Origin of the sequence: Morganella psychrotolerans, from assembly GCF_965118875.1 — a bacterium.
GTDB classification, from domain to species: domain Bacteria; phylum Pseudomonadota; class Gammaproteobacteria; order Enterobacterales; family Enterobacteriaceae; genus Morganella; species Morganella psychrotolerans_C.
Genome location: NZ_CBCPJD010000052.1, coordinates 1 through 1,192, shown reverse-complemented (window position 1 = coordinate 1,192; position 1,192 = coordinate 1). Strand labels below are relative to the sequence as shown.

The 1,192-nt window shown below is 52.4% G+C and carries 1 protein-coding gene; it reads left to right on the top strand.

All coding sequences use genetic code 11. The features are described from left to right. On the top strand, positions 1 to 1,192 hold a 1,192-nt coding region (locus ACMHKJ_RS19270; RefSeq protein WP_413496455.1), incomplete at both ends, for a type VI secretion system Vgr family protein.

Sequence of the window (1,192 nt, the reverse complement as noted above, 5' to 3'; positions counted from 1 at the left end):
GGAAGTGATTCATTTCAGTGACAGTCAGCGCGGCTATCTGTATGACATGCAACTGCCGCTGAACAGCCCGTCAGGCATGAATGATAACGGCACTGAAAGTGTCTGGGCGCTCTCCCTGCGCCATCAGATCGTCGAAAAAAATGTCACAACAAAAGACTATAACCACCGTCAGGCACAGCACCCTCTGGAGTCCGCCGAAACCGATATAACCCGCGGGGACAACGATGAGATAAATTACGGCGATGTTTACCATTACCGTGCCCGCCACCTTGAGCGGGGGGACAGATATAAGCCGGAAACTGAATCCGCCCATTTCTGGGCAAAACTGGATCATGAGCGGTTTTCAGCAAAACAAACATTACTGCGCGGCAAAAGTAATGCCGCGGCATTAACCCCCCTAATGGTACTGCGCGTCAGTGATAATAACCTGCCCTCTGTCCTGCCGGCTGATTTTCAGTCTGAGATTTTAATCACGCGTTTACATTTTTCCGCCGCCCGCAGCCGGGCACTGGTGATCCATTTCGATGCCGCGCCCTATACTGAACGCCTGTGCTGGCGCCCTGAACTCAAACCCCGCCCTGTAATTGCCGGCACACTCATGGCGCGCATCACCAGCGCCAAAGACAACGATATTTACGCCCACCAGGATGAACACGGATTTTATTGGGTTAAATTTGATGCCGATCGTGATGAAAAAGCCACAGGCTATGAAAGTATGCCGGTACGCCTTGCCAAACCGTATGCCGGTGATACCTACGGGATGCATTTTCCCTTAATTCAGGGGACAGAAGTGGCTGTTGCGTTTCACGAAGGCGATCCTGACCGGCCGTATATCGCCCATGCCCTGCACGACTCTTATCGCCCTGATCACATCACCGATAAAAATAACACCCGCAATATTATCCGTACCCCGGCCAACAACAAATTACGGATGGAAGACAAGCGCGGACAAGAGCACATCAAGCTCAGCACCGAATACGGGGGAAAATCCCAGCTCAGTATCGGTCATCTGGTTAATCAGGGGCGTGAAAAGCGCGGGGACGGGTTTGAACTGCGCACGGACAGCTGGGGAGCTATCCGCGCCGGTAAAGGGCTGTTTATCAGTACCGATTTACGTGCCAAAGCTTCGTCTGAACAACTGGATATGCGAGAAGCCCGTCAGCAACTGGATGATGCCCTTAATTTAGTGAGC